We start from the raw sequence: 5801 nt of genomic DNA on the forward strand, positions 1-5801 counted from the left end.
GGGCAGGGGGTAGGGGGATCTGTTTTGGATGTATATTTAATAACTAATAGCCACAAGGGAACAAGGGCAATCCAGGCTAGAAACCATGCACCAATGGGGGCTACGGTTACTCCCATGAGTATGCCACTGAGAAAAAATAAAGTATAATATATAATGAGTCTGGATATCTTTTGCTGTCCGAGTTTGATCATCTCCTAGTGTCCTAAAGTACCTAAAGGAATTCAGATCCCCGACTTCTTAGAGAAGTCGGGGATCTTGTGAATTGTTAATTGTCTATTCTGCTTCTTCTAGCTCCCCATTATCTCCTGTGTCGGGGGGAACAATTGCAACTCCAGTAATGGCATCATCTTCGTCTAGACGCTGCACTTTAACTCCAGTAGCTGATCTTGATTGAATAGAAATGGCATTGACGGCTTGACGAATAATGATACCACGATTGGTGGCCATCATGATTTCGTCGTCGCTGTTAACAATTCTTAAGGTGGCGAGTTTGTCTTTGGTTTTGCGGTTTTTGAATTTGGTAGCCATTAAACCTTGTCCAGCACGGTTTTGCAGTCGGAATTGGGAAACGGGAACGCGCTTACCATAACCGCCCATGGTAATGACTAATACCCAAGGTCCAATACTGTTGGTGTTGGTGACTTCTACGATTTCTTCACTATTTTCGATCTCGGCAATTTCTGCGGTTTCTACAATTTCTAGAATTTCTGCGGTTTCTTCGCTATTTTCGATTTCTACAGTTTCTTCGATTTCTGCTTCTGTACCTGTGTCCAAGGTGTCGAGAATAGCTGCTGGCAGGATATCCATACCGATGAGTTCGTCTTTGTTTTTGAGTTTCATGGATTTTACACCACGAGTGGCTCTCCCCAGGGGACGCAGTTGATCATGGGTGCAGCGGAAGTGAATAGCCATACCTTGACGTGAGCCGATAATTATGCTGTCTTCAACTCTGGCTCTTCTGACCCAGCGCAGTTGGTCGCCTTCTTCTAAGGATATGGCAATTAATCCGTTGGCGCGAATGTGGCTAAATGCTTCTAGGACAGTTTTTTTGATGTTACCGCCTTTGGTGAGCATGACGAGATATTCTTCGCTGCTAAATTCGTCTACGGGGACAATGGAGGTAATTTTTTCTTCTTTGGGAATGGGCAACATTTGCACAATGGGTGTGCCGCGACTGGTGCGCGAACTCACGGGAATTTGATATGCTCTCAGGCAGTAGACGACTCCGCGATCGCTAAAGAATAAAATACTATCATGGTCGCAGCAGGTGAGGAAATGCTCGATGGTATCATCATCTTTGACTTTTGCCCCGGCTTTGCCTCTGGTGGCGCGGCTTTGAGATTCAAAGGTGTTAACCGGCATCCGTTTGATGTAACCTTGTTCGGTGACAAGAATAATTGCCTTTTCATTAGCAATTAAGTCAATATCATCTATGTCTCCTTCCCCATGAGTAATTACTGTTCTCCGGGGTGTGGCAAAGCTGGTTTTAATTTGACTGATTTCCGTTTGAATGATTTCTAGCACCCGTTCCCGTCTGGCTAAAATATCCTCTAAATCGCTAATTTTAAGTTGTAAATCGTCGTGTTCGAGGCGAATTTTATCAGCTTCTAGGGCTGTTAATCGGCGTAGTTGCATTTGCAAAATTGCGTCTGCTTGCACTTCCGACAGTCCGTAAGTGGTGATTAATTCCCCTTTGGCTGTGGGTGCGTCCGGTGCATGACGAATTAAAACAATAATTGCATCTAATCGTGATAGGGCAATTAATAAACCTTGCAATAGGTGATCTCGTTCCTGTGCCTTCCTTAGTTCATAGCGAGTCCGGCGTTCAATGGAGAGAATGCGGAAATCTAGGAAGACGCTGAGGAAACGTTTGAGGTTCAGGGTTTGGGGTTCACTGTTGACTAGTGCCAACATATTTGCCCCAAAATTGGCTTGAAGGGGGGTTTGTTTATAAAGGTTATTTAAAACGACGCGGGGATAGGCATCTCGTTTTAATTCTATAACGATTCTCATGCCGTCGCGATCGCTCTCGTCCCGGATATCGGAGATACCATCAATGCGTTTATCATTCACCAATTCGGCAATTTTTTCAATTAATGCCGCTTTATTGGTTTGGTAAGGCAATTCGGTAATGATGATTGCTTCCCGTTCTGGACGGTTGCGTTGGGTAAGGGTTTCAATATTGGCAACACCCCGCATGGTAATTGAACCGCGTCCAGTGGTGTAAGCTTCTTTAATGCCACTCACCCCCAAAATCTGCGCCCCAGTCGGGAAGTCGGGACCGTGAATATACTGCATTAGCTGCATATCAGTGATTTCGGGATTGTGAATTAGGGCTACTAATCCATCAATCAATTCTCCCAAGTTATGCGGAGGAATATTTGTCGCCATTCCCACAGCAATTCCCGAAGAACCATTTAACAGCAGTTGGGGAATGCGGGAGGGTAAAACTGTGGGTTCTTGTTGAGAACCATCGAAGTTATCGGCAAAGTCTACGGTTTCGGCTTCAATATCTTGGAGGAGGGCAACACTAGTTAAGGCGTGCAGACGACATTCTGTGTACCGCATTGCCGCCGGCGGATCATTGTCCACTGAACCAAAGTTACCATGTCCACTGATGAGAGGCGATCGCATGGAAAAATCCTGCGCCATCCGCACCAGGGCATCATACACTGCCGTGTCACCGTGAGGGTGATATTTACCCAGCACTTCCCCGACCACACGGGCGCATTTCCTGAAGGGGCGATCATGTAGTAAACCCAGTTCGTGCATGGCATAGAGGATGCGACGATGCACAGGTTTGAGTCCATCCCTAGCATCTGGCAGCGCCCGACCTACAATCACGCTCATGGCGTATTCTAGATAAGACCGCGACATTTCACCTCGCAAATCCGTCGGGATAATCCTCTCCTGTGAGGTTGTCATAAACTCGAAAACTCCAAAAAAATGTAGATTTTAGCTTTCAACTTGACAAAAGACAAAATTATGTCAAATTAACTTTGAATAGTTGTCATATTTTGCTATAATTCTAACATATTGTCGCCCGATTCGCACAAATACTATCTAATCTTCCAAAATAGTCAATCTCCAACTTACATAAATAGACTAGATAATTGCCGACAATTTACAAATCCGATTAATTAATTGCATCTAAAAATAACTTATCTAAATAAAAATATCCAGAATATTTTATAGATGCAGCTTAAAAAATCAACTTAAAACTCTAACTGCAAACATTGGCAAATACTGCCATCTTCTTATCAATTTCACCCCAAAAGTTAGATAGTGGATATGTTAATTAGCAGAGGAAATTTCATCTAGAAAAACTTTGGTGATACTATCTTCTGCTCTAGTATAGACATAGGTTTCTGGTTCTTTGATTTTATGAGTTTTGAAGATTTTTTCCGCCCGCTCCCATAAATCAACATCCTCTCCGTAAGCAATATTATTAAATCCCTTTAATTCAAAAAATATGCGTCTTTCTCCGAAAAATGTTGCCCCCGCAATACACTCTCTAATGTTAATTACTTGATCAGGTTGGAAATAATCAGCAACAAAAAATTCTTCTGCAATTTCACATCCACCTACAATCAAATCAATCTCTGGATTAGCTTGCATAAATTCCCACCGTGACTCTAGATGATTGGGTTTATAGGTATCGTCACTGTCAAGAAATGTGATATAGTCGCCAAAAGATGCTTGAATACCCGCATTTCTGGCATAAGCTAATTTCCGATTTTGATGTTTAAGATAACGAATATTGTTAAATTTTTGTAAGTAACCATTGACAATTTCAAAAGTATGATCTTGACTACCATCATCAACTACGATTAATTCAAAATCCTGAAAAGTTTGTTGAAGCACACTATTTATGCAATCATTTAAGTATTCTGCTCGATTGTAGGTAGATAGAATAATCGAGATTTTAGGTTTGGGGTCAAAATTTATACTAGGCATTTTTTGAAGTTGAACAAAAGTTCCCTGAAATTAGGTATAATTCGCATATTATAACCCTTGGTTCGCCTATTTTTAACCTTTAAGATTTACAGCAGGAGTCAGGAGAAACCCACCCTTACTCATAGTAAGATGTAAGCAAGGACGCTTTATACTTCGTGCTACGCATCTTTTAAAAACATCCTTTTTTAACTTAGCTTTAGGGAACACCAAAAAATAAATTACCCAATTTTGTGGGATGGGCATCCTTGCCTGTCCTTGATAATTAGCAGGCTTTTCGTCCCGCACCACAAGAAATTTTTGGGTATTTTTTTAATTGGAAGTCCCTTAAATTCTGAAACTTTAGGTTCTTATCTGTTCCCTGTTCCCTGTTCCCTTGCCATAACGACAATTTTCAACGCCAACCTACTTAGTTAAAAACAATGAAAAAAAATATCATGTTTGTTTCCCTACCATTAAGGGGACACACCAATCAAATGATAGCGATCGCCCAAGAACTAGTTGAACGAGGATATCCAGTTAAATTTGTTATTTCTGAAGTTGCCAAGAACTGGATAGCTACAACTGGTGCTGAATTTATTCCTTGGGAAATTAGGCTAACTGAAACAGAAAATAACAATGATAATCAACCAGAAAATTTATGGGGAAATGTTTCTCAAGAGAAAAACAATTTACGTGGTGAAAATATGATGTGGCAACACTTTATCAAGTTATATGCTCCCATGTATAAAAGTTTAATTCCTATTTTTGAAAAATATCATCCTGATCTATTAATTATTGATCGTGCTGTGATTCCAGCAATGGATTTAGCCCAACAAATGAATATACCTTATGTTATTCAAACTAGATTTTTAGGCAATTTTGTCAAAAAAAGTAGCAAAGATCCACAGTTCGGGACATCTTATTCTATGAACATGAACTTATGGGAACGCTGTCTTAATTTTCTCAGTCCAATTTTATCCCTACCTGATGTTATAATTAATACTAATAAACAGAATCAAGTGCGCCAAAGTTATACTAATAATAAAAAGTTAAATAATCTTTACGATAAAAATTTAATCATAGTCGGGACATCTTTTGGCATTGAAATTTCTAGAGAATTACCTTCTTGGGTACAAATGGTAGGGCCAATTTTTCCGAAAACACCTCCATCTCTTAGTTCTTCTTTAAGTCAATGGTTAGACGATAAACAAGGAACAAATGGCATTATATATGTTGCTTTTGGTACGCTTGTAAATATTGAAAAATGGCAGTTTAAAGCCTTATTAACGGGGTTAAAAAATACTAAATTAAAAGTTTTATGGTCTTTACCAGCAAACCAACATCATCATATTTCCGATTTGCCAGATTCTTTTCGTATCGAAAATTTTGTTCCTCAACAAGCAGTTCTTTCCCATGCCAACGTTGTACTTTTTGTGAGTCATTGTGGTATGAATAGTATTAACGAATCTTTGTATTTTTCTAAACCAATATTAGCTCTACCTTTTTTTGGAGATCAACATTATAATGCGGCTCGTCTTGTAGATATTGGAGTTGCTTTAAAGTTAAATAAACAAAAATTTGATAGTAATGAAGTAACGAGAAAAATTAATAGTTTACTTGCTGATTCTACTTATCAAGAAGCCACGAATCGGATATCAGATACTTTAAAAAAAAGCGGCGGTTTAAAAAAAGCGGCTGATATTATCGAAACAATGTTGGTAGAGGGAATAAATTACTTTATAAAAGCCTAGAAAAACTTAAAAATTTCCAGATTTAACATTATTCTTGCGTCCCTCTAATTCTTCCTCCTGACTCGGTGAGAAAGGGCGCAGTCCCTGCGCCCCAACCTCCCCAACCTCCCCAAC

General features: G+C 39.8%; 3 protein-coding genes and 1 pseudogene. 1 reads left to right on the top strand and 3 read right to left on the bottom strand.

Features of this window, described 5'->3' with window-relative positions; genetic code table 11:
• The 3 genes and pseudogenes from IQ228_RS26780 to IQ228_RS19490 form a co-directional block, all read right to left on the bottom strand.
• Positions 1-191: pseudogene (locus IQ228_RS26780) on the bottom strand (apolipoprotein N-acyltransferase); the annotation flags it as partial.
• Positions 192-273: 82 nt separating this feature from the next.
• Complete coding sequence (gene gyrA / locus IQ228_RS19485; protein ID WP_027403679.1) at positions 274-2925, bottom strand: DNA topoisomerase (ATP-hydrolyzing) subunit A; 2652 nt, start codon at positions 2923-2925, stop codon at positions 274-276.
• Positions 2926-3294: 369 nt separating this feature from the next.
• Complete coding sequence (locus IQ228_RS19490; protein WP_027403678.1) at positions 3295-3957, bottom strand: glycosyltransferase family A protein; 663 nt, start codon at positions 3955-3957, stop codon at positions 3295-3297.
• Between the two features lie 419 nt (positions 3958-4376).
• Between IQ228_RS19490 and IQ228_RS19495 the strand changes: the two genes are divergently transcribed.
• Positions 4377-5687, top strand: a complete 1311-nt coding sequence (locus IQ228_RS19495) for a glycosyltransferase (protein ID WP_035082641.1) — start codon at positions 4377-4379, stop codon at positions 5685-5687.
• Positions 5688-5801: the final 114 nt, after the last annotated feature.

The organism is Dolichospermum sp. LEGE 00246 (assembly GCF_015207865.1).
Taxonomy (GTDB): Bacteria; Cyanobacteriota; Cyanobacteriia; order Cyanobacteriales; family Nostocaceae; genus Dolichospermum; species Dolichospermum heterosporum.